This is a genomic window from Methylocystis sp. (assembly GCF_051062815.1).
Classification (GTDB): Bacteria; Pseudomonadota; Alphaproteobacteria; order Rhizobiales; family Beijerinckiaceae; genus Methylocystis.
In genome coordinates this window covers 62679-83696 of record NZ_JBPFDU010000044.1, presented here as the reverse complement: position 1 = coordinate 83696, position 21018 = coordinate 62679, and the positions used below count along the sequence as shown (strand labels likewise).

Sequence of the window (21018 nt, the reverse complement as noted above, 5' to 3'; positions counted from 1 at the left end):
TGATTCTTTTCCCAAATTCGACAAGATCAGACCAGAGCTACTGAAGCGTCGCGGGGCGGGGTCTTTTTTGTGATGGAAACACTCTAGAAACACTGCATTATTAGGTTGCGCCGAGTTCCAACGAACTCCAACGAAAGCGATTGCGCCTCCCTTGACCCCTCCCATTTCAATTCTGATCGTCGAGGATGACGCCGAAATCGGCGAGTTCATCTCGCTCTATCTCGCGGCGCACGATATCGAGACGAAAGTGGCCGCAAACGGCCAGGCAATGGACGCTGCGTTCAGCGCCGGGGCCTATGACCTGCTGATCCTCGATCTTAATCTTCCCGGCGAAGACGGCTTGTCGATCTGCCGGCGGGTGCGATCCGAGAGACGCATCCCTATAATCATACTGACGGCGCAGTCGGAGGACATCGACAAGATATTGGGTCTGGAGCTCGGGGCCGACGATTACATCGTCAAGCCTTTCAATTCGCGCGAGCTGCTGGCGCGCATCCGCGCCGTGCTGAGGCGAATGGAAACCCCGAACGCCGTCGACGGGCGCGCTGTACGGCAAGCGTATCTTTTCTCGGGCTGGCGCGTCGATGTGCTCGCTCGAGAGGTCGTCGCGCCTTGCGGCATAAAGGTGGCCATGACCGGCGCCGAATTCGATCTGTTGCATGCCTTGTGCGAAAATCCCCATCGGGTGTTGACGCGTGAGCAACTGATCAACATGACGCATGGCCCGACGACCGGGCCCTTCGAGCGCAGCATCGACGTGCTGATCAGCCGGCTTCGACAGAAGATAGAAGCCGACCCAAAAAAGCCTGCGTTCATCCAGACGGTTCGCTCCGAGGGCTATATTTTCTCCACTCACGTGGCGCGCGCATGAACCCTACTCGCCTTCCCTGGCGTTTCCGGCTCAACAAACTGGCTGTGCAAATCACGCTGCTTATTTTCGTGTCGATCGTGGCGTTCCAGACCATCGTCATCGGCATGTTCCATGTGTTCGGCAGGCGGCACATCGTCGACCAAGGAGATTTCATCGCGAGCATAATCCTCGCTTTGGACGTCGCGCCGCTCTCGGAGAGAGCCAAAGTCATTTCAGCGCTCTCTCACGCCGTTCCCTACGCCAGTATCGAGATTCAGGAGTCGCGCCCTCCGGCGGCGACGTCTTCGACGGGCGGCGGCGATCTCGCCTTTGAAAACGAAATTCGCCACATCGACTCGCTGTTGTGGAGCGGCGCAGACGTGTTCGAGGTCGAAAGTTCAGCGCCCGGAGATTACGGCGTGCTCGCCGTCGAATTACATAAAGGCGGCTATGCGACGATCTCAATCGCCGAGCATCAAAAATCTCCCGGTTCGATATGGCGATGGCTTTGGCAACATGCCGATGACGAACCGATCATCCTGACTCAGGGCGCGCGAACGGCCCTGTCCTTTATCATATTCACTGCGATCTTCGTGTTCTGGGCGCTGAACGCGATCATGGCGCCGCTGCGACGGCTTGCAAAATATGCTGAGCAGATTCCGAACGATGTCGATACGAAAGCGCAGCTTCCGGAGCGGGGTCCGCAGGAAGTTCGCGAATTGACCCGCTCGCTCAATCGCATGCAGGCGCGCATCAGCAAGATGATCGCCGCGCGCGCCCATGTGCTGGCCGCGGTCAGTCATGACTTGCGAACGATCATCACGCGGTTGAAGCTGAAAACTGAGTTTGTGTCAGATCAAAACCTTCAGCAGCGGATAATGCGCGACGTCGATCTCATGGACGCAATGCTGTTCAAGAATCTGCAGTATTTGCGCGCCGAGGGAGACGACAAATCCGACTGTTCCCTGGTCGATCTCGACAGCGTTCTGCAAACTGTCGCCGACGAGTTCTGCGACCTCGGGCATCATGTGACCTACCATGGCGGCGGGCGCCAAATGGTCTTCGGATCGCTTTGCGACGTGCAGCGCATTTTCACCAATCTCGTCGAAAACGCGACGCATCACGCGAAGACCGTGGACATCTATATCGCGGATGGCCCGGGAGGGCTCATCGAGGTCGACGTCGTCGACGACGGACCGGGAATGTCAGCGGACGGCAAGAACACTGCATTCGAGCCCTTCGTTCGCGGTCAGCCGGGACGAACGCTTGACGAGCGCAGCGGATTTGGACTCGGCCTATCGATTGTGCGCTCGCTCGTCGAGAACCACGGCGGATCCGTGTCGCTGCTCGATCGAGAGCCCAACGGGCTGATCGCGCGCGTCTGTCTGCCCCGCGCGGTGGAAGGGGACGATAAGCTGTTTCCGACGGACTCCAGGGCGGCGCCGGCGCTCTTCTGAACGATATTGAACGGTCCTCATGCGCCGCTGATGCATGCGCGAGGACGGCGCTCTGCTGAGCAGTCTCGAAATGCGCCCGAACTGCGCCAGGCGCGTTCACGCGGGCGCAAGCAGCAGGCTCGTCTCGCTTCTGGCGATGCCCTCGATCATCCTCACGCCCGACAGCACCCGATCGAACTCCTCGAGATTGGCGCACTCGATTTCCGCGATAAGGTCGAAAGGCCCGTTGGTGCTGTAAAGCGTGTGGATCTGCGGGAGTCCCCGCAGCGCCTGAGCGACGCGACGGGAATTCTTGCCGGAGACTTCGACCATCATGATCGCCCGGATGCGATCGGATGCGGCGGGATTTTTCAGCCGAACCGTAAAGCCCAGGATCACGTCGGACGCGATCAGCTTATCGAGGCGGTTCTGGACCGTCCCGCGCGAGACGCCGAGCGCCTTGGCGAGCTGGGACAAGGAGGCGCGCGCGTCGGTCCGCAGCAGCGCGATCAGTCGGTGGTCGAGATCGTCCATGACCTATGTCTCTGTGGAAACGGTCAATATCTATGACGGAAATTACAAAATTACAGTCATTTCGATAGTTTATGGCGATTTTGATTAGCGTTGCCGCGTTCTAGTCTTCCCCGAATGGATCGATCGGAGAAGGCATGGTGACGTTTCTGAGCGCGCGAGATATCGCTCGCATCGTTGGAGAAGTGGGCGCGCGACGCTTTTGGTTGCGGCTTGTCGACTATCTGCGTCACGATTTTATGCGCTGGGACGCGTTCGAGAAGTCGCCGCGTTACGCGAGCCATTCGCCGCGCGGCGTCATCGAACTGATGCCAACGAGCGACGGCAAGGCTTTCGCCTTTAAATTCGTCAATGGTCATCCCTGCAACACGCAATTCAACCTGCAGACCGTCGTCGCCTTCGGCGCCCTCGCAGACGTCGAAACCGGCTATCCGACGCTCATCGCCGACATGACGCTCGCCACCGCCTTCCGGACCGGCGCCACCTCGGCGCTGGCGGCGGCGCATCTCGCGCGGCCCGACAGCAAGACGATGGCGCTGATCGGCCTTGGCGCCCAATCGGAGTTTCAGGCCTGCGCCTTTCACGCCGCTCTCGGCGTTGACCGGCTTCGCGTCTTCGATGTCGACCCCGACGCCGTCGAGAAGTTCGAGCGCAACATGGCCGACTTCGGCCTGACGATCATTCGGTGCGCCAACGCGCGCAGCGCCGCATCCGGCGCAGACATCATCACGACGATCACGGCGGATAAGAAATTCGCCACGATACTCGCCGACGACATGGTTCGGCCTGGAACCCATATCAACGCGGTCGGCGGCGATTGCCCGGGCAAGACCGAGCTTGCGCGCGAACTGCTGCTGCGTTCCGATATCTTCGTCGAATATGCGCCGCAGACGCGCAGCGAGGGCGAAATTCAGCAACTCGACCCGGATCATCCGGTGACGGAACTGCGGGATATTCTCGCTGGTCATACAGGGCGCACCTCCAAAGACGCGATCACCATCTTCGACAGCGTCGGTTTCGCCATCGAGGATTTTTCGGTGTTGCGGCTGTTGCGCGATCTTGCGCGGGAGACGGGCGTCGGCCGCACGATCGAGCTGATCGCTGCACCTGCAGACCCGAAGGATCTGTTCTCACTGCTGCATCCGCTCGACGCGGAGCAGGAAGACGTCGCAACTCGCGTCAGGACGGAACAGCCCGCATGATCGACGGACGTTCAATCCAAGAGAATTCGCTGATGAGCTTCGACGCTGAAGCCGCTGTATGGAACGATGCGCCGCGAAGCGACGCGCGCGAGGCTGCGCCGCCACGGCCTGCAACTGCGCGTCGCGCGCTACTGATGTGCGCGCCGGACTATTTCGGCGTCGATTACATCATCAACCCGTGGATGGAAAATCAGATCGGGCAAGCAGCGCTGCCGCGCGCGCAGGCGCAGTGGGAGAACTTGCGCGGCAAGCTGGCGGCGCATAGCGATATCGCTTTCGTCGCGCCGACGCCCGGCCTGCCGGACATGGTCTTCACCGCCAATGCGGGGCTCGCGATCGGCGATACGGCCGTCGTGAGCCGATTCCACGCCAAGGAGCGGCGGCCCGAAGAGCGCCTGTTTTGCGAATGGTTCGAAGCGCAAGGCTATTCGATCGCGCCCTGGCCGGAGAACGTTCCGTTCGAGGGCGCGGGAGATGCGCTTCTCGATCACGCGCGCGGCATTGTCTGGAGCGGATATGGCTGGCGCTCAGGCGAGGAAGCCCCCAAGCATCTTCAAAAGATCTTCGGTCTACGCGCCGTCGCGCTGAAGCTCGTCGATCCGCGCTTCTATCATCTCGACACCTGCTTCTGCCCGCTGAGCGGCGGCTGGCTGATGTATTACCCAGCGGCCTTCGATATCGCGTCACAGGAAGCGATCCGAGCCATCGCGCCAGTGGAGAAGCGGATCGAAGTCGGCGAGAAAGACGCGCTCTCTTTCGCCTGCAACGCTGTCGAAGTCGCCGGGCGCGTTTTCCTCAACGCCTGTTCCGACGATCTTCGTTCGCGCCTGATCGACGCGGGATTCACGCCCGTCGTCACGCCGCTTTCGGAATTCATGAAGGCGGGCGGCGCCGCGAAATGTCTGACGTTGCAGTTGCCGGGCGCCGCGTCCGCGGTCATGCCGCGGGGATAAGCGTTTCTCCGCCGACCGGCCGGCTACAAGGGCAAAGCGCGCCGGTTCGCAAGGCGTCGAGCACGCGCAGCGTATCGTCCGGCGCGCGGCCGACGTCGAGATTCGTCGCATAGACATGTTGGATGACATTGTCGGGATCGACGACGAAGGTGGCGCGATAGGCGACGCCTGAAGGCGCGCGCACGCCGAGTCCATCGACCAGATCGCCCCTCGAGTCGGCGAACTGCCAGATCGGCAAGCTCTTCAGATCGCGGTGGTCGCGCCGCCAAGCAAGCTTCACGAACTCATTGTCGGTCGAGCCGCCGAGAACGACGGCGTCGCGCTCGGCGAAATCCTTCGACAAGCGCGCGAAGGCCGCGATTTCCGTCGGACAAACGAAGGTAAAGTCCTTCGGATAGAAGAAGATGATCTTCCACATGCCTGGAAAGCTCGTCTCGCAGAGCGGTTCGAAGGCTGTCTCGCCGTTTTCCTCGATCTCGTTAAATCCCGGCTTAACGCCAGTAACAACGAAAGGCGGTACGCTCTCCCCAATTCCCAACATGTCTTTCTCCTAGAAAACGCCGTCGGCGCTTATTGCGGATTGCTTCTGGAGACGGTCGCGTCGAACTCCTCCAGCCTCGAGGCGCAGCGCGGTCCAGCGCCGCCGCTCGGGGGGCCATAGAGTTCGGCGCGTCGCCAATCGATGAAGCGCTCTTCCGTCTCCCACATGGTCACTGAGAAATAGAGCACGTGCGGACCGCACTCCTTTCCCCTATGGAATTGAAAGCCGATAAGACCGGCCGCTTCCCGCAGCCGGACGCTTGTCTCCCGCCAAGCCGTTTCGAATGTTTCTTCGCAGCCCTTGACGACCTTGAACTGGTTCGAGGCCATGAACATCGCGCGTTCCTTCTTTACTGGCGCCGAATATTTCACGGCGTCTGCCACGCATGCTGCTGCGCACGACGCGACAGCGCGACGAGCGTGGCGAATTCGTCACATCTCTTGCGCATGCACTCATCAGAACAGGAAAGCGCATAGTGGCTGCGCAGCGCCGCGAGCCCATAGCCGGCGAGTTCGACTTCATCGATCGACAGTCGAACCGAGTTTTGGTTCATCGCTTCGGCGAGGATCGAATCAATGCGTTTTCTCTCTCGCGCCAGTTCGCACATCATTCTCTCCTTGAGGGCTCGAAACGCCACGCGTGGGTTGCGCGCCCTGATCTTTTGCTTGAGGGTTCGATGCCGAAAGTCTCAGCGGCGCCGCGTGTATGGCGCAAAGATTTAACAGGCGACTTGCTGCGTCAATACAATTGATCCCTCATCGGAAATCTTTCAGAAAGCGTCGTCCGAAGCGTTCTTATTTGCGAAATATTCCAATTAGAAGGAACGCAACATAAGTGTGTGCGTCGACATCGGGCGCCGCCGGCTGGGGCCATCACGACGGGGCCATCGTTCTGGCGCAAATCTGGGTTCATTCGGCGATGCGCCGCGAAGGCTTGGCTTCAGCGCCAACGCGGCGAGACAAATGAATAAGGGAATGAAAATGCACAGCATCGCCACGCCCCGCCGGGTCAAGAAAGCCCTCGTCCTTGCGACGCTTCTGACGGCCTCAGTGCCGCTTTATGGCTGCTACACGCCGGCGGAGCGCGCTCTCGGCGGCGGCGTCATCGGCGGTCTGGGCGGCGCCGGAATCGGCGCGCTTGCCTCGGGCGGACTCGCCGGCCCGACGCTCGCCACGGCGGCGGTCGGCGCAGCAGGCGGCGCGATCATTGGCGCCGCGACGGCGCCGCGCCCATATTACCGCCGTCATCGGCGCTACTACTACTGAGACAGGACGGTCTCGCCTATGTGCGGGCGCTTTACGCAGCATCTTTCCTGGGAGGAGCTCCAGCGGCTTGCCGATTTGATCGGCCAGCCGCGCAATCTGCAGCCGCGCTACAATGTGGCGCCGACGACGATGATCGAGGTCATCAGACCGACGTCGGCGGGACATGAGCTTGTCCAGATGCGTTGGGGTTTCGCGCCCTCCTGGTGGAAGAAGCCCCTGCGCGAACTGCCTGCAACCTTCAATGCGCGCGCCGAGACGATCGCCGAAAAGCCGATGTTTCGCTCGGCCTTCGCATCTCGGCGCTGCATCATCCCCGCGTCGGGCTTCTATGAATGGACCGGGGCGAAAGGCGCCAGGACTGCGCATTATTTCACGGCGCCCGACGGCCGCCCGCTCGCATTCGCCGGCTTGTGCGAGAGCTGTCGCGACGTCGAGAGCGATGCGAAGATCGAGTCCGCGACGATCATCGTCGGTCCAGCGAATGGCTGGATGCGCCGCTTCCATGATCGCATGCCGGTCATCCTCGACTGGCGCGACGCCAACGCGTGGATGACAGGCGAGGATCCCGGGGCGTTGCTTCGCGCGCCGCCCGAAGAGGCTCTGCAGGAATGGATCGTGTCGCCGCGCGTCAACCGTTCGGGCGACGCCGACGACGATCCGACGCTGATCGCGCCGAGCGTCGCGGACTCGGATCTTATCGATCGCCTCGGCGCCCTGTCCGGCGAAGCGAATCACCCGAGTTCGAAGGTCGTGACGCCGTAGCAGCGGTCGATGCGTCCTGGCGGCGGTCCTTCCGTATACATGCGCGCCGTGTCGAACACGGCGGTCATCCGGCGTCGCTGCGCCAGCGCGATGGCGGCGGCGTTTGCTTCGGGCGTGTCGAGAAACACCGGCGCGCCTGCGGCTCGCGCGCATAAGCCTTGAAACAGCGCGTCGGCGATTTGTAAATCATCCGCGAACAGCGGCCCGATCTTGTAGCCGTCGCGACACGCGCGCAGCACGCCATAGCCGGCAAGCCGGCCTTGCTTCACCACGGCGAGCGCAGCGCTCCGCGGCTGAGCGATCCAGCGCGAAAGAAAAGTCGGTCGCGACGTCGGAAAGACGGTGTGGTCATATTGCACGATCTCGTCGAAGGGGACTTCAGCCAATTCAGTCACGTCGGGAGGCGCTTCGCCGCCGCCGCCGCATCGATGACGTATGTTGCGATAGGCGAATGTGAATCCGTAGCGCGCATAAGTCTGCTGAAGGTCGATCGCCGCGTCGAGCCCGACATTGCGCCCCTGCACATGCCGCAGCGCGACGTTCAAGAGCCGAAGGCCGACGCCCTGTCCACGATGAGCCGGACGAACGATGAAAAGCCCGACATAGCCGAAGGACTCGTCATAGGCGACGGCGGAGACGCAGCCCAGTGGCTCGCCCGCGCGTTCGGCGATGAAGAATCCTTTCGGATCGACAGCGTAGAAACTCTCCGCGTCATAAAGTCCGGGATTCCAGCCCTCGGCCGCGGCCCAATCGAGCGCGCGATCAACTTCGCTCTTGGACATTCGGCGAATGACGATGTCTTCCAAGTTCATGCGAGGCTTGTGGCGCGAGTCGCTGCAGGACGCAACCAGAGCGCCCGGCGGCTAGGGCTCGTCCTCCAGAAGCTGCGTGATGGAGCCATTTGCGTGCAGGCGTCTGATCGCCTCGGCCAGGAGACCGGCGACGCTGATCACAATCAACCGATCGCCAAGCGCGGCCGCCATGGATGGTTGCAGCCGCACTGAATCGGTGATGATGAGCTGGTCGATCGGCGCGTTCTTTAGCGCGGACGCAGCCTTTTCGGAAAAGACGCCGTGGGTCGCCGCGACCCAGACATGCGCCGCGCCATTGGCGCGGCAGGCCGCGGCGGTGCGCGCCACCGTGCCGCCGCCGGCGATGAGGTCGTCGATGATGATCGCGGTGCGATCCTTGACGTCGCCCGCGAAAATATCGCCGACGACGTGGCCCTCGCTTCGGTATTTATCCATGAAGGCCTTGGCCACGGGTCGCTTCAGCATGCGTTCAAGCCGCAGCCGAAAAAGCTCCGCGCGCTTCTCGCCGCCAAGATCAGGAGAGACGACGGCGACAGGCCTGTCCCCGATGTTGGCCACGACATGACGCGCAAACAGCGCCTGAGCGTCAAGGTGAACCGTCTCGCAACGAAAGGCGTTCTGAAAAGCGGCGATGTTGTGTACGTCGACGCAGACCACACGATCCGTTCCAAGCGCTTCAAACAGCTGCGCGACATAGCGCGTGGTGACCGGATCGCGGGGCTTGGTGCGCCGGTCCTTGCGCGCGAAGCACAGATAGGGCGTGACGGCCGTGACGCGCTGAGCGCCCGCGTCCTTCAGCGCGCCAACGAAGAACAGCAGTTTGCAGAGCTTGTCGGCGCTGCTCGCGATGTGATCGCCATTCAGGGTGAAGATGATGTAGCAGTCGCGGCCGCGCACATTTTCGAGCGGCCTGATCTTATATTCGCCGTCTTCGAACTCGCGGTCTTCCAGCGCCGCGAGTTCAGCGCCAAGCGCCTGTGCGAGGTCTTCGCCAACGGATATGCTGGCGCCGAGCGCGAATAGCGCAAGGCTGCTGTCCGCTGTTTCGCGCGCCGCCCGTCTGGGCGCGCTGTCCAGAACATGCGCCGAAATCGCGGTGAGCGCCGAGTCGATCGTGCGTCCGTCTTCCGAAAGCGGCGCCACCAGAATTTCCACAATGGCGCGATCGCGTCCACGTTCCGCGCTGGTGTATTGCGCGAGCACGGGTTGGCCGGTTCGTCGCACCTCCTTGAACAGACGACGCAGCCGCACCGCGCCGCGGCGATTTCCCGCTTCGCTCAGCCTGTCGCCGATCCGGTAGGGACCAAGCAACATCGCCGCGGCCGATGCGCCTTCGGTCAGGACGCCGTCGTCGTCCGGTCCCTCGAATCGATGAACGAACAAGGTTTCAGCGGCGCCGCGCTCTTCCGGCGCGAAGCTGATCGCGCTTCGCCGAGGCGCGACAGCGCCGGCGCGCGCCGCCTCCCAGCGCTCATGTAAGAGATCGAGTTCCAGTCGTTTCGGCTGAGGCGCGAAGTCCAGACGTTCGAAAAGCCGCTTGAGCGGCGGTTCGGTCTGCGCCATCGTCGTCATTTCTTGAAACCTTCTGTCGTTGCAATGACGTTATTCGTCCACCGCGCCGCGACTCGCGCAAAGATTCTCGACAAACCATTGGGTCGCGCGCTCGACGGCGCTTTCCAATGTGCCGGGCTCCTCGAAGAGATGGGTGGCGCCGGGAACAATGTCGAGACGGTTCCGGCATCTGAGCAGCTGCTGCGCGCTGCGATTGAGTTCAATCACGCCATAGTCCAGTCCGCCGACGATCAGCAAAGTCGGCGCTTGCACCCGCCGCAGCGCGTCGCCTGCAAGATCTGGCCGACCGCCGCGCGAGACGACGGCGGCGACGCGTGGTTCGTCGGCCGCGGCGACGAGCGCGGCGGCGGCGCCCGTGCTCGCCCCGAACAGCCCGATGGGCAAGCGAGCGGCGTCACTTTCCGCCGTCCAGGCGATCGCCTCCCCGACGCGCGCGCCGAGCAGTTCAATGTCGAAAACATTGCGCCGGAATTCGCCTTCCTCGGCGGTGAGGAGATCGAACAACAAACAGGCGAATCCCTGCGCGACAAGTCGCTCGGCGACATATCTATTGCGCGGACTGAAGCGCGAGGAGCCGCTGCCATGCGCGAAAATGATGAGCCCTTGTGGCGATTGAGGCAGGTACAGCGATCCCTCCAATCGATGGGGGCCGACTGCGACGTCGGCGGTCGTGAAGTCGCTCGTCATCGGGACCTCGTGCAATTAGTCGTTTCGGCCTACATGGCGTCCTACATGGCGTCGCAGTATGAATCTTCTTCTGGAGAAACCGCTCAGCCCTCGCCATATTCCCTTAAGGACGCTCGTTCGTCCGCCTCAGCTGAGAGGGAGGTTCGCATGCAAACGCAGCCGAAGATTGATTTCCAGGGCGTTGAGCCGTCATCCCGCCAGCAAGAACAAATCATGTGGCAGATAGACAAGCTCGAGGATCGCTACGGACGTGCGACAGCCTGTCGCGTCGTCGTGAAGGGTCCGGGCGCGCATCATCACACGGGCGGGCTCTATGAGATCAAGCTGCATCTCGTCCTTCCAAACAAGCGCGAGGTCGTGATCGAGCGCACGCCCCATCAGGATGAGCGGTTCCAGGATTTCGATTTCGCACTCAATGACGCGTTCAAGCGGGCGCGACGCCGTTTGCAAGATCAGGTGCGGCGCATGCGCGGCGAGGTGAAACATCACGAGACCGCGCCGACGGGCGTCGTGAAGAAAATGGTGGCCGAGGATGGCTACGGCTTCATCGCAGCGCCCGACGGTCGCGAGATCTACTTCCATCGCAACAGCGTTGAAGGTTCCGAATTTGACGCGTTGAAGCCCGGCGTGCGTGTTCGCTATAGCGAGGAGGAGGGCAGAGAGGGCCCGCAAGCAAGCCGCGTGACGGCGCTCGGCCGCGACGCCGCCTGAACTGCCGGCGATGGCCGCTGCGGGCGATCACGTCCCGACCGGGCGCTGGGAGCATTTCCCGCACGACGCCGACATCGGCGTGCGCGGCTATGGCGCGACGCCGGACGAAGCCTGTGAGCAGGCCACGCTCGCGATGATGGCGGCCATTCTCGATCCCGCGACCGTTCGGCTCCAGCAGACGGTGGACTTTGCGCTCGAAGCGCCCCACCTCGACTTGCTGCTCGTCGACTGGCTTAACGCGCTCATATACGAGATGGCGGAGCGTCGAATGGTGTTTGGCGCGTTCCATGTAAAGATCGAGAACGATCGTCTCAAGGGCCGCGCTCTTGGCGAGGCGGTGTCGCGCGCGCGACACGCGCCCGCCGTGGAAGTGAAAGGCGCGACCTATACCGAACTTGCCTTTGTCGAGGATAGGCCAGGACTTTGGCGCGCGCAGTGCGTCATCGACGTTTAGGCGCGGGAGGATGCGATGGACGTTTCACGTTTCGAAAAACTCTCGGAGACGGCGTGGCGAATTGCGCCCTTCGGGGGCATGCGCGTGCCGGCGATCGTTTACGCGACTGAAGACCTCATGACGGAGATGGACGACAAGGTCTTCGATCAGGTGACCAACGTCGCGAAATTGCCGGGCATCGTGCGCGCTTCCTACGCCATGCCCGACGCGCATTGGGGCTATGGCTTTCCGATCGGCGGCGTTGCGGCTTTTGATGCAGACGAAGGCGGCGTGGTGTCCGCTGGCGGCGTCGGGTTCGACGTCTCCTGCGGCGTACGCACGCATCTGACGCATCTGACGCGCGAGCAGGTCGTTTCCGTTCAGCAGGAACTCGCCGACGCGCTCTTTGAGCATGTCCCGGCTGGCGTCGGTTCAGAGGGCGAGATCGCCCTCGATGCGCAGGGCATGAACGCCATGCTTCTCGGCGGCGCGCAATGGGCGATCGAGCGCGGCTTCGGGCGGCCCGAGGATCTCGATCGCATCGAAGAGAGAGGATGCGCGTCGGGCGCCGACCCCGCCGCCGTGTCGGAACATGCGCGAAAGCGCCAGCGGCGCGAAATGGGCACGCTGGGGTCGGGCAATCATTATCTGGAGGTGCAAGAAGTCGCCGAAATCTTCGATGATAAAATCGCCGCCGCATATGGCCTCGTCAAAGGCGAGTGCGTTGTGACGATCCACTGCGGCTCGCGCGGCCTCGGCCATCAGATCGGCACGGAATATTTGCGCGAGATGGTGCTGTCCGCGCCAAATTACGGGATTGAGTTGCCCGATCGCGAATTGGCCTGCGCGCCGATCAAATCGGAACTCGGCCTGAAATATCTCGGCGCCATGCGAGCGGCGATCAATTGCGCGCTCGCCAATCGCGAGATCATCGGCCATCTGGCGCGACAGGTCTTCGCCAGATTTTTCGCGCAGGAAGACTTGCCGCTCATGTTTGATGTTTCCCACAACACATGCAAGGTCGAGCGCCATGCGATCGACGGCGAGACGCGCCAGCTTTTCGTTCATCGCAAGGGCGCGACGCGCGCGTTCGGTCCCGGCCATGAAAGTTTGCCGGAGGCGCTGCGGCCTTATGGACAGCCGGTGCTGATCGGCGGCAGCATGGGCGCGGGCTCCTATGTTCTCGCCGGCGTGAAGACGAGCGAGCCCCAGGCGTTTTCATCCGCCTGTCACGGCGCGGGCCGACGCATGAGCCGCCATGCGGCGACGCGGACCTGGGGCGGACGCCAAGTCGTTGACGATCTTCGCGCACAGGGGATCACCGTCAAGAGTCCGTCGCTGCGCGGCGTCGCTGAAGAGGCGCCTGGCGCCTACAAGGACGTTCGCGCGGTGGTCGATTCCGCCGAGGCGGCAGGATTGGCGCGAAAGGTCGCCTTTCTGAAGCCGCTCATCTGCGTCAAGGGCTGAGAAAGCAGCGCGACGATGGAGTCGATCCCCCATAGCGGAGCGAGCGCCATTGGCGACGCGGACTCGCCCTCAATTGCCGAGAAGGTTCGATTTCTCAGTGCGCCCGGCGCCTATCCGCACGCTCCGGCGTCGGTGGCGGTGCGGGAAACGCATATGTCCTATGTCTTTCTGGCAGGCGATAAGGTCTACAAGCTCAAGAAGCCCGTTCGCTATCCATTTCTCGACTTCTCGACGATCGATGCGCGCGAACACAATTGTCGCGAGGAGGTGCGCCTTAACCGCCGGCTCGCGGCCGATGTGTATTTGGGCGTCACGCCGTTGACCTGTGGTCCGATGCGCCGCATGGCGCTTGGCGGCGATGGCGCGGTCATCGACTGGCTTGTCGAAATGCGCCGCCTGCCGCGCGACGCGATGCTCGATCGGCTGATCGCCGAAGAGCGCTTGAGCGCGGCGCAGATTGACGCGCTCTGCGACACCTTGGCGGCGTTCTATCGCGGCGTGGACCGCTCCTCGATCGGCGCCGAGGATTATGCGCTGCGGTTTTTTCGCGAGCAGGAAAAGAATCGAGACGTTCTGACGCGGCGGGACTTCGCGCTCGATCATGGGCGCACGCCCGTTCTGCTCGACCTTCTCGACGCAAGACTGGCGGCCAGCCGATCAGAGTTGCGGGAGCGCGTCTTTCAGGGCCAGGTCGTCGACGGGCATGGCGACTTGCGCCCGGAGCATATCTGCTTTCGCGACCCCATCGCCATATTCGACTGTCTGGAGTTCAACGCCGAACTGCGCCAGGTCGATCCCTTCGACGAGCTTGCCTATCTTGGCGTCGAATGTGCGCTGCTTGGCGCGAATGCGCTTGGCGTCGAACTCGTCGACAAAGTGGCGCAGCGACTCTCCTGCGAACCCCCGCGACGCCTGGTGTCGCTTTACGCGGCTTGGCGCGCGGTGCTGCGCGCGCGGCAGTCTGTGGCGCATCTTCTCGATGAATCGCCACGGGAGCCAAGGAAGTGGGAGCCGCTGGCGACGCGCTATCTGAATCTTGCGCAATCGGCGCTCGCCGCCGACAATCGGATGGGGAAGTGAGGGCGCCATGTCCTTTTACGACCGAACCGACGCTGGACGTCGCCTTGCCGCCGAGCTTGAGAAATTCAAGGGCGAGGATGTTGTCGTCTTCGCCCTGCCGCGCGGCGGAGCGCCGGTCGCCGAGCCGATCGCGGTTTTACTGAAGGCGCCTCTCGATCTCGTGCTCGTCAGGAAAATCGGCGTGCCCTTCCAGCCGGAGCTGGCGATGGGCGCCGTGGCGGATGGCGGCGCTCCGGTGATCGTGCGCAATGCGGACGTGATCGCCATGGCGGATGTGAGCGAACAAGAGTTTGAGAGAGTGTGCGCGCGCGAACTCGAGGAGATCGAGCGGCGCCGGCAGCTCTATCTTGGCCGCCGCGAGCGACCGGAGGCGAAAGGGCGCATCGCCATTGTCGTCGACGACGGCGTCGCCACCGGCGCGACGACGCGCGCGGCCTTGCGCGCCGTCCGCGCGCGTGCGCCGAAGAAGCTTGTGCTGGCCGTGCCGGTCGCGCCTCCAGATACGCTGGAGTCTCTTAGCGCTGAAGTCGATGAGATTGTCTGTCTTGAGACGCATCGCGCGTTCGGCGCGATCGGCTTTTTCTACCGTGATTTTCGCCAGATCAGCGATGATGAAGTGATCGAAATCCTCAACCGTTGCGCGAAAAAGGCCGGGGGCGCGTCGAACGAGGCGATCTGAGCGGCCGAACGGAGCGTATTGGATCTTTCTCGTCATAGCAGCGACCCGAAATCAGCCGCAATCGCCCAAAAAGCTCTTTCCGCGGCTTTTGGGAGATCAACCATGCGCCAAAACAGCGGATCGATCCTTTTTGCCGCGCTTCTCTTCTCGGCGGCCCCGGCGCAGGCGTTCGACAGTCCGATCAATCGCGGTCCGCTCGCCGACTTCCTCAATGTATTTCGCGAGCAGGCGATACCGAGGCAGGCCGTCTATTGGCGCCATCCGCAATTCAAGCGCGGCACGGTCGTCATCTCGACCAAGGACCGTCGGCTCTATTATGTGCTCGGAGATGGACGCGCGATCGAATATGGCGTCGGCGTCGGCCGAATGGGCTTCACCTGGTCCGGCGTGAAAACGATTTCGCGCAAGCGCGAGTGGCCGGACTGGAGTCCGCCGCCGCAGATGCTCAAGCGCAGACCGGATTTGCCGCGCCATATGGCCGGCGGCATGGAAAATCCGCTTGGCGCGCGCGCGCTCTATCTCGGCTCGAGCCAATATCGCATTCATGGCTCCAACGAGCCGGACACGATCGGCGCCGCCGTGTCATCGGGCTGCATCCGCATGACCAACAAGGACGTCGTCGATCTCTACAGTCGCGTTAAGGTCGGGACGAAAGTCGTCGTGCTCAATTAAGGGCGGCCGGCGTTCATCCTGTCTTCGGGCGCGACGGCTTCGCAGACCAAGCGCTGGCGCCAAACGCCATAGCGCCATGGCGTAAGCGGGCTTGCGTCGGCGCGCGGAGTCTCGGGCACGGGGTCGAACCCCGCGCCGCCGCCCGGACGGCAGCGGCAGATCCGTGCGAACCCCATCCAGCCTCCGGCCCATAAGCCATGTTTCGCGATGGCTTCGTCGGCGTATTCGGAGCAGGTGGGCGCATAGCGGCAGAAGCGCCCCGCGAAGGCCGAGAAGGTGACGCGATAGACGAAGATCAGCGCGCGCGCGGCGCGAGCGGGGAGGGATCGCAGCAGGGAAGGGAGGGTCGGCACAAACACAATCTATTTACGCCGGACGTGAATCTGAAGGGCGCGCGATACATTTCCCGAGCCTGAGCGAGACGGCCGCGCAGGAGGAATTGGGAAGGATCGTGTGTCTTGGGAATTGGGCGGGTATGCATCAGTCCGATTCTCGATAGACGATGGTGTTGAAACCCTCAGACTGCGCCGGAGGCGAAAAATAGCTCGTGATTAAATCGAACTGTTCGTCTGTTACAAGAAACTCGTGCTCGCCGCGAGCGTAACGCGCATGCATGCGCGCTCTGCAAAGAGCGTCTGAAACTTTTAGATAATGAAGCTGATGCGCGACGCCGGCGTTCTCGAAAATGCCGTGCATCCATTGCCGAGTAGCGACGGTGTTCGCCGGGAAATCGAGAACGACCGATAGTCCCGCGCGCAGCACATCCTCTATATGCGGGCCCATCACATCGCGGAAGCGCGCCGAGTAACGCATATAATCCTCTACCGAATGCATCTCGGGACCGTAAAGGCGTTTCATCCACCTATCTTCGCTGACCAGCAAGGTCGCTGGCGCCGCGGCGAGGCGATTGCAGAGCGTCGATTTGCCGGCTGCGATCTTGCCGCAGACCAAATGGAGGGTGGGTTGATGCGTAGTCACGATCATCATCCGCCAGTCGGAATTCGAAAACGAAACTCGGCGTTATATTAAAAAAGGCCGCCCGGCGAGGGCGGCCTTTTCAATTTCAATCGTGTGCGGCTTTACTCCGCAGGCGGCAGCGCCGGCGCAGGCTCGGCCGCTTCGGCGCCGCGCTGCTCGATGATGAGTTCGTCGCGCCCGCCCGCGACGGCGCGGAACTTGGACATCGCAGCGCCGGTGCCGGCCGGAATGAGCCGGCCAACGATGACGTTCTCCTTGAGGCCGACGAGCGGGTCGATCTTGCCGTTGACGGCGGCCTCGGTGAGGACGCGGGTCGTCTCCTGGAAGGAGGCGGCCGAGAAGAAGGAGCGCGTCTGCAGCGAGGCCTTGGTGATGCCGAGCAGCACCGGCGTGCCCGACGCAGGTTTGCCGCCATTCTCGAGCGCCTTGGCGTTCGCCTCCTCGAGCTCCAGCTTGTCGACCTGCTCGCCTTCGAGGAAGCCGGTGTCGCCCGGATCGACGATGTCGATCTTCTGCAACATCTGACGCACGATCACTTCGATGTGCTTGTCGTTGATGTTGACGCCCTGCAGCCGGTAGACCTCCTGGATCTCGTTGACGAGGTAAGCCGCAAGCTCCTCCACGCCCTTGATCGCCAGAATGTCATGCGGCGCCGGATTGCCGTCGACGATGTAATCGCCCTTCTCGACGACGTCGCCATCCTGAAGATGGATATGCTTGCCCTTCGGGATCAGATATTCGACCGGATCCGCGCCTTCCTCGGTCGGCGTGATGGTGATGCGCTGCTTATTCTTGTAGTCCTTGCCGAAGGCGACCGTGCCGGAGATTTCCGCGATGATCGCGTGATCTTTCGGACGGCGCGCCTCGAAAAGCTCCGCGACGCGCGGCAGACCGCCGGTGATGTCGCGGGTCTTGGCGCTCTCCACCGAAATACGCGCGACAATGTCGCCGGCCTTCACCGTGCCGCCGGGTTCGACGGCGATGATCGAGTCGACGGGCAGCAAGTAGCGAGCGTCGCCGCCGCGGGCCAGCTTGACGATCTTGCCGTCGGCGCCCTTGATGAGGATCGAGGGCTTCAGGCTCGCCGAACGCAGGTTGAGGCGGTAGTCCATGACCATGCGCTTGGTGATGCCGGTCGATTCGTCGACCGTCTCCGACATCGATTGCCCTTCGACGAGTTCCTCGAAGCCGATGACGCCGTCGACTTCGCTGATGATCGGACGCGTGTAAGGGTCCCACTCGGCCAGTCGCTGGCCGCGCTTCACCTTGTCGCCCTCGTCGACCTTCATCTTGGCGCCATAGAGGAGGCGGTTCACCGCCCGCTCTTCGCCGTTCGGGCCGAGGATCACGATGGCGACGTTACGCGCCATGACGATGAGATCGCCGTCCGAGTTGCGAGCGAGATGGCGGTTGCGCACATGCACCTTGCCCTCGAAGTTCGACTCGATGAAGGACTGGTCAGCCAGCTGCGCCGCGCCGCCGATATGGAAGGTGCGCATGGTGAGCTGCGTGCCCGGCTCCCCGATCGACTGCGCCGCGATGACGCCGACGGCTTCGCCCATATTGACGGGCGTGCCGCGCGCCAGATCGCGTCCATAGCACTTGCCGCAGACGCCGTTCTTGGCCTCGCAGGTCAGGACCGAGCGAATCTTCACCTCCTGAATGCCGGCGGCGTTGATCGCGTCGATGTGCTGCTCCTGGATCATCTCGCCGGCCGGCACGATCACGGTCTTGCCGTCCTGCGACATCAGAGCCTCCGCCGCGGTGCGGCCGAGGATTCGCGACGTCAGCGAGGCGACGACCTGTCCCGCGTCGATGATCGCGCGCATGCGGATGCCGTTCTGGGAGCCGCAGTCGGTCGACGAGATGATGGAATCCTGCGCGACGTCAACGAGGCGGCGCGTGAGATAGCCCGAGTTCGCGGTCTTCAACGCCGTGTCGGCGAGACCCTTGCGGGCGCCATGCGTGGAGTTGAAGTATTCAAGGACGGTGAGGCCTTCCTTGAAGTTCGAGATGATCGGGCTCTCGATGATCTCGCCCGAGGGCTTGGCCATCAGTCCGCGCATCGCCGCGAGCTGCTTCATCTGCTGCGGCGAGCCGCGCGCGCCGGAATGCGACATCATATAGATCGAGTTGATCGGCATGTCGCGGCCATGCTCGTCTTTGCTCACCGACGAGATGCGCTGCATCATCTCCTCGGCGAGCTTGTCGGTGCACTTCATCCAGGCGTCGACGACCTTGTTGTATTTTTCGCCCTGGGTGATCAGGCCGTCGTTATATTGCTGCTCATACTCCTTGGCCGCCGCGCGCGTCTCGGAGACGATCGCCTCCTTGTTTTCCGGCACGACCATGTCGTCCTTGCCGAAGGAGATTCCCGCCTTGAAGGCTTCGCGGAAGCCAAGCGACATGATGCGGTCGCAGAAGATGACCGTCTCCTTCTGACCGCAGTTGCGGTAGACGGTGTCGATCATGTTCGAGATTTCCTTCTTGGTCATCAGTTTGTTGACGACGTCGAAGGGAATCTTGTCGTGCCTGGGCATGAGCTGGCCGAGCATCATGCGGCCGGGCGTCGTGTCGAAAATCTTCGACACGCGCTTGCCCTTCTCATCATAGGTCCAGGCGCGGCCCTTGATCTTGGTGTGGAGCGTGACCGCCTTGGCGGCGATCGCGTGCTCGATCTCGCCCTGGCTCGCGAACGCCATGCCCTGTCCGGGTTCGCCGTCGCGCTCGAGCGTGAGATAATAGAGGCCGAGAACGATATCCTGCGACGGCACGATGATCGGCTGACCATTGGCCGGGTGCAAGATGTTGTTCGTCGACATCATCAGCACGCGCGCTTCAAGCTGCGCTTCAAGCGACAGCGGCACGTGAACGGCCATCTGATCGCCGTCGAAGTCGGCGTTGAAGGCGGCGCAGACGAGCGGATGCAGCTGGATCGCCTTGCCCTCGATCAGCACCGGCTCGAACGCCTGAATGCCGAGACGGTGCAGAGTGGGCGCGCGATTCAGCAGCACCGGATGCTCGCGAATGACCTCGTCGAGGATGTCCCAGACTTCCGGCTTTTCCTTTTCGACGAGCTTCTTCGCCTGCTTCACGGTCGCCGAATAGCCCTTGGCGTCGAGACGCGAATAGATGAAGGGCTTGAACAGTTCGAGCGCCATCTTCTTGGGTAGGCCGCACTGATGCAGCTTCAGCTCCGGACCGACGACGATCACCGAGCGGCCGGAATAATCGACGCGCTTGCCGAGCAGGTTCTGACGGAAGCGGCCCTGCTTGCCTTTCAGCATGTCGGCGAGCGACTTCAGCGGACGCTTGTTGGCGCCCGTGATCACCCGTCCGCGGCGGCCGTTGTCGAACAGCGCGTCGACGGCTTCCTGCAACATGCGCTTCTCGTTACGGATGATGATGTCCGGCGCGCGCAATTCGATCAGCCGCTTCAGACGATTGTTGCGGTTGATGACGCGGCGGTAGAGATCGTTCAGATCCGAGGTCGCGAAGCGGCCGCCGTCCAGCGGCACGAGCGGACGCAAATCCGGCGGAATGACCGGAACTTCCTTGAGGATCATCCATTCGGGTCGGTTGCCCGACTGCAGGAAAGCCTCGATGATCTTGAGGCGCTTCGCCAGCTTCTTGGGCTTGAGCTCGGTCTTCGCTTCGGAGATCTCGATGCGCAGCGACGCCGCGATGGCTTCCAGGTCCATCGACTCAAGAAGTTTGCGGATCGCTTCCGCGCCGATCATGGCCGTGAACGTGTCTTGGCCATATTCGTCTTGCGCGCGCATATATTCGTCTTCCGACAGCAACTGACGCTCTTTGAGCGGCGTCAGGCCCGCGTCGAGGACGATGTACGACTCGAAATAGAGGATTCGCTCAAGATCCTTGAGCGTCATGTCGAGCAACAGGCCGATGCGCGAGGGCAGCGACTTCAGAAACCAGATGTGGGCGACGGGCGCGGCGAGCGAGATGTGGCCCATGCGGTCACGCCGCACGCGCGCGAGGGTGACCTCGACGCCGCACTTCTCGCAAATGACGCCCTTGTATTTCATCCGCTTATATTTGCCGCACAGGCACTCATAGTCCTTGATCGGACCGAAGATGCGCGCGCAGAACAGACCGTCGCGCTCGGGTTTGAACGTGCGGTAGTTGATCGTCTCGGGCTTTTTGATCTCGCCGTAAGACCAGGAAAGGATCTTCTCCGGGCTTGCGATCGAAATCTGAATCTGGTCGAAGGCCTGCGTCGCCACGACCGGATTGAAGAGATTCATGACCTCTTGCTGATTCATGGTCTTCTCCTAGGGCGCTGCGAATGCGGCTTCGAGCCTTTTTCCGCGCGCCGTGAAATCCTTATTCAGGCCGTCACCGCGAGAAGCGAAACGGCGAAGCAATC

The 21018-nt window shown here is 62.4% G+C and carries 22 protein-coding genes; 12 read left to right on the top strand and 10 right to left on the bottom strand.

Features of this window, described 5'->3' with window-relative positions:
• Window positions 1-151: 151 nt before the first annotated feature.
• Entirely contained in the window at window positions 152-871 is a 720-nt protein-coding gene (locus ACR65W_RS06825) for a response regulator (protein ID WP_434500195.1), read from the top strand.
• Complete coding sequence (locus tag ACR65W_RS06820; RefSeq protein ID WP_434500196.1) at window positions 868-2307, top strand: ATP-binding protein; 1440 nt, start codon at window positions 868-870, stop codon at window positions 2305-2307. Before ACR65W_RS06825 ends, ACR65W_RS06820 begins: the two co-directional genes overlap by 4 nt.
• Before the next feature lie 96 nt (window positions 2308-2403).
• On the opposite strand, the gene ACR65W_RS06815 is transcribed toward ACR65W_RS06820, so the two are convergent.
• Complete coding sequence (locus ACR65W_RS06815; protein ID WP_018407344.1) at window positions 2404-2820, bottom strand: Lrp/AsnC family transcriptional regulator; 417 nt, start codon at window positions 2818-2820, stop codon at window positions 2404-2406.
• A gap of 134 nt (window positions 2821-2954) precedes the next feature.
• On the opposite strand from ACR65W_RS06815, the gene ACR65W_RS06810 reads away from it, so the two are divergent.
• Together ACR65W_RS06810 and ACR65W_RS06805 are read left to right on the top strand one after the other, a co-directional pair.
• Entirely contained in the window at window positions 2955-4019 is a 1065-nt protein-coding gene (locus tag ACR65W_RS06810) for an ornithine cyclodeaminase (RefSeq protein WP_434500197.1), read from the top strand.
• On the top strand, window positions 4016-4972 hold the full coding sequence (locus tag ACR65W_RS06805) for a dimethylarginine dimethylaminohydrolase family protein (RefSeq protein WP_434500198.1): 957 nt from the start codon (window positions 4016-4018) through the stop codon (window positions 4970-4972). The genes ACR65W_RS06810 and ACR65W_RS06805 overlap by 4 nt, the downstream gene beginning before the upstream one ends.
• Here ACR65W_RS06805 and ACR65W_RS06800 read toward each other — a convergent pair.
• From ACR65W_RS06800 to ACR65W_RS06790, 3 genes are read right to left on the bottom strand one after another with little or no spacing between them, the layout of a single operon-like run.
• On the bottom strand, window positions 4956-5513 hold the full coding sequence (locus tag ACR65W_RS06800; RefSeq protein ID WP_434500199.1) for a peroxiredoxin: 558 nt from the start codon (window positions 5511-5513) through the stop codon (window positions 4956-4958). The two genes, ACR65W_RS06805 and ACR65W_RS06800, sit on opposite strands and share 17 nt — an antisense overlap.
• Before the next feature lie 29 nt (window positions 5514-5542).
• Window positions 5543-5848 (bottom strand): antibiotic biosynthesis monooxygenase family protein, encoded by a 306-nt coding sequence (locus ACR65W_RS06795; protein WP_434500200.1) that lies wholly within the window; start codon window positions 5846-5848, stop codon window positions 5543-5545.
• A gap of 32 nt (window positions 5849-5880) precedes the next feature.
• The gene (locus tag ACR65W_RS06790) at window positions 5881-6123 is read right to left on the bottom strand and encodes a hypothetical protein (RefSeq protein WP_434502411.1); all 243 of its coding nucleotides are present in this window, start codon (window positions 6121-6123) and stop codon (window positions 5881-5883) included.
• A gap of 352 nt (window positions 6124-6475) precedes the next feature.
• On the opposite strand from ACR65W_RS06790, the gene ACR65W_RS06785 reads away from it, so the two are divergent.
• Window positions 6476-6778, top strand: coding sequence for a hypothetical protein (locus ACR65W_RS06785; protein WP_434500202.1), 303 nt, complete (start codon window positions 6476-6478; stop codon window positions 6776-6778).
• Window positions 6779-6796: 18 nt separating this feature from the next.
• Window positions 6797-7540, top strand: a complete 744-nt coding sequence (locus ACR65W_RS06780) for an SOS response-associated peptidase (protein ID WP_434500203.1) — start codon at window positions 6797-6799, stop codon at window positions 7538-7540.
• Here the strand turns inward: ACR65W_RS06780 and ACR65W_RS06775 are convergent.
• From ACR65W_RS06775 to ACR65W_RS06765, 3 genes are read right to left on the bottom strand one after another with little or no spacing between them, the layout of a single operon-like run.
• Complete coding sequence (locus ACR65W_RS06775) at window positions 7510-8352, bottom strand: GNAT family N-acetyltransferase (RefSeq protein ID WP_434500204.1); 843 nt, start codon at window positions 8350-8352, stop codon at window positions 7510-7512. The genes ACR65W_RS06780 and ACR65W_RS06775 overlap by 31 nt on opposite strands.
• A gap of 51 nt (window positions 8353-8403) precedes the next feature.
• Entirely contained in the window at window positions 8404-9915 is a 1512-nt protein-coding gene (prs, locus tag ACR65W_RS06770) for a ribose-phosphate diphosphokinase (RefSeq protein WP_434502409.1), read from the bottom strand.
• A gap of 39 nt (window positions 9916-9954) precedes the next feature.
• Window positions 9955-10611 (bottom strand): dienelactone hydrolase family protein, encoded by a 657-nt coding sequence (locus tag ACR65W_RS06765; RefSeq protein ID WP_434500206.1) that lies wholly within the window; start codon window positions 10609-10611, stop codon window positions 9955-9957.
• A 147-nt stretch (window positions 10612-10758) separates the two neighbouring features.
• On the opposite strand from ACR65W_RS06765, the gene ACR65W_RS06760 reads away from it, so the two are divergent.
• The 6 genes from ACR65W_RS06760 to ACR65W_RS06735 all read left to right on the top strand — a co-directional run bounded on the left by ACR65W_RS06760 (window position 10759) and on the right by ACR65W_RS06735 (window position 15653).
• Entirely contained in the window at window positions 10759-11322 is a 564-nt protein-coding gene (locus ACR65W_RS06760) for a cold shock domain-containing protein (protein WP_434500207.1), read from the top strand.
• A gap of 10 nt (window positions 11323-11332) precedes the next feature.
• Window positions 11333-11776: an archease gene (locus ACR65W_RS06755; protein ID WP_434500208.1), complete on the top strand. Its 444-nt coding sequence runs from the start codon at window positions 11333-11335 to the stop codon at window positions 11774-11776.
• A 15-nt stretch (window positions 11777-11791) separates the two neighbouring features.
• Window positions 11792-13222: an RtcB family protein gene (locus ACR65W_RS06750; RefSeq protein WP_434500209.1), complete on the top strand. Its 1431-nt coding sequence runs from the start codon at window positions 11792-11794 to the stop codon at window positions 13220-13222.
• A 15-nt stretch (window positions 13223-13237) separates the two neighbouring features.
• Window positions 13238-14302: a hypothetical protein gene (locus ACR65W_RS06745; RefSeq protein ID WP_434500210.1), complete on the top strand. Its 1065-nt coding sequence runs from the start codon at window positions 13238-13240 to the stop codon at window positions 14300-14302.
• A gap of 7 nt (window positions 14303-14309) precedes the next feature.
• Complete coding sequence (locus ACR65W_RS06740; protein WP_434500211.1) at window positions 14310-14981, top strand: phosphoribosyltransferase; 672 nt, start codon at window positions 14310-14312, stop codon at window positions 14979-14981.
• Between the two features lie 102 nt (window positions 14982-15083).
• A complete protein-coding gene (locus ACR65W_RS06735) occupies window positions 15084-15653 on the top strand; it encodes a L,D-transpeptidase (protein ID WP_434500212.1) in 570 nt (189 codons plus the stop codon).
• Here the strand turns inward: ACR65W_RS06735 and yidD are convergent.
• The 3 genes from yidD to rpoC form a co-directional block, all read right to left on the bottom strand.
• The gene (yidD, locus tag ACR65W_RS06730) at window positions 15650-16006 is read right to left on the bottom strand and encodes a membrane protein insertion efficiency factor YidD (protein WP_434500213.1); all 357 of its coding nucleotides are present in this window, start codon (window positions 16004-16006) and stop codon (window positions 15650-15652) included. The two genes, ACR65W_RS06735 and yidD, sit on opposite strands and share 4 nt — an antisense overlap.
• 127 nt (window positions 16007-16133) lie before the next feature.
• The gene (locus tag ACR65W_RS06725) at window positions 16134-16631 is read right to left on the bottom strand and encodes an AAA family ATPase (RefSeq protein ID WP_434500214.1); all 498 of its coding nucleotides are present in this window, start codon (window positions 16629-16631) and stop codon (window positions 16134-16136) included.
• Between the two features lie 101 nt (window positions 16632-16732).
• The gene (gene rpoC / locus ACR65W_RS06720; RefSeq protein ID WP_434500215.1) at window positions 16733-20914 is read right to left on the bottom strand and encodes a DNA-directed RNA polymerase subunit beta'; all 4182 of its coding nucleotides are present in this window, start codon (window positions 20912-20914) and stop codon (window positions 16733-16735) included.
• Window positions 20915-21018 lie beyond the last annotated feature (104 nt).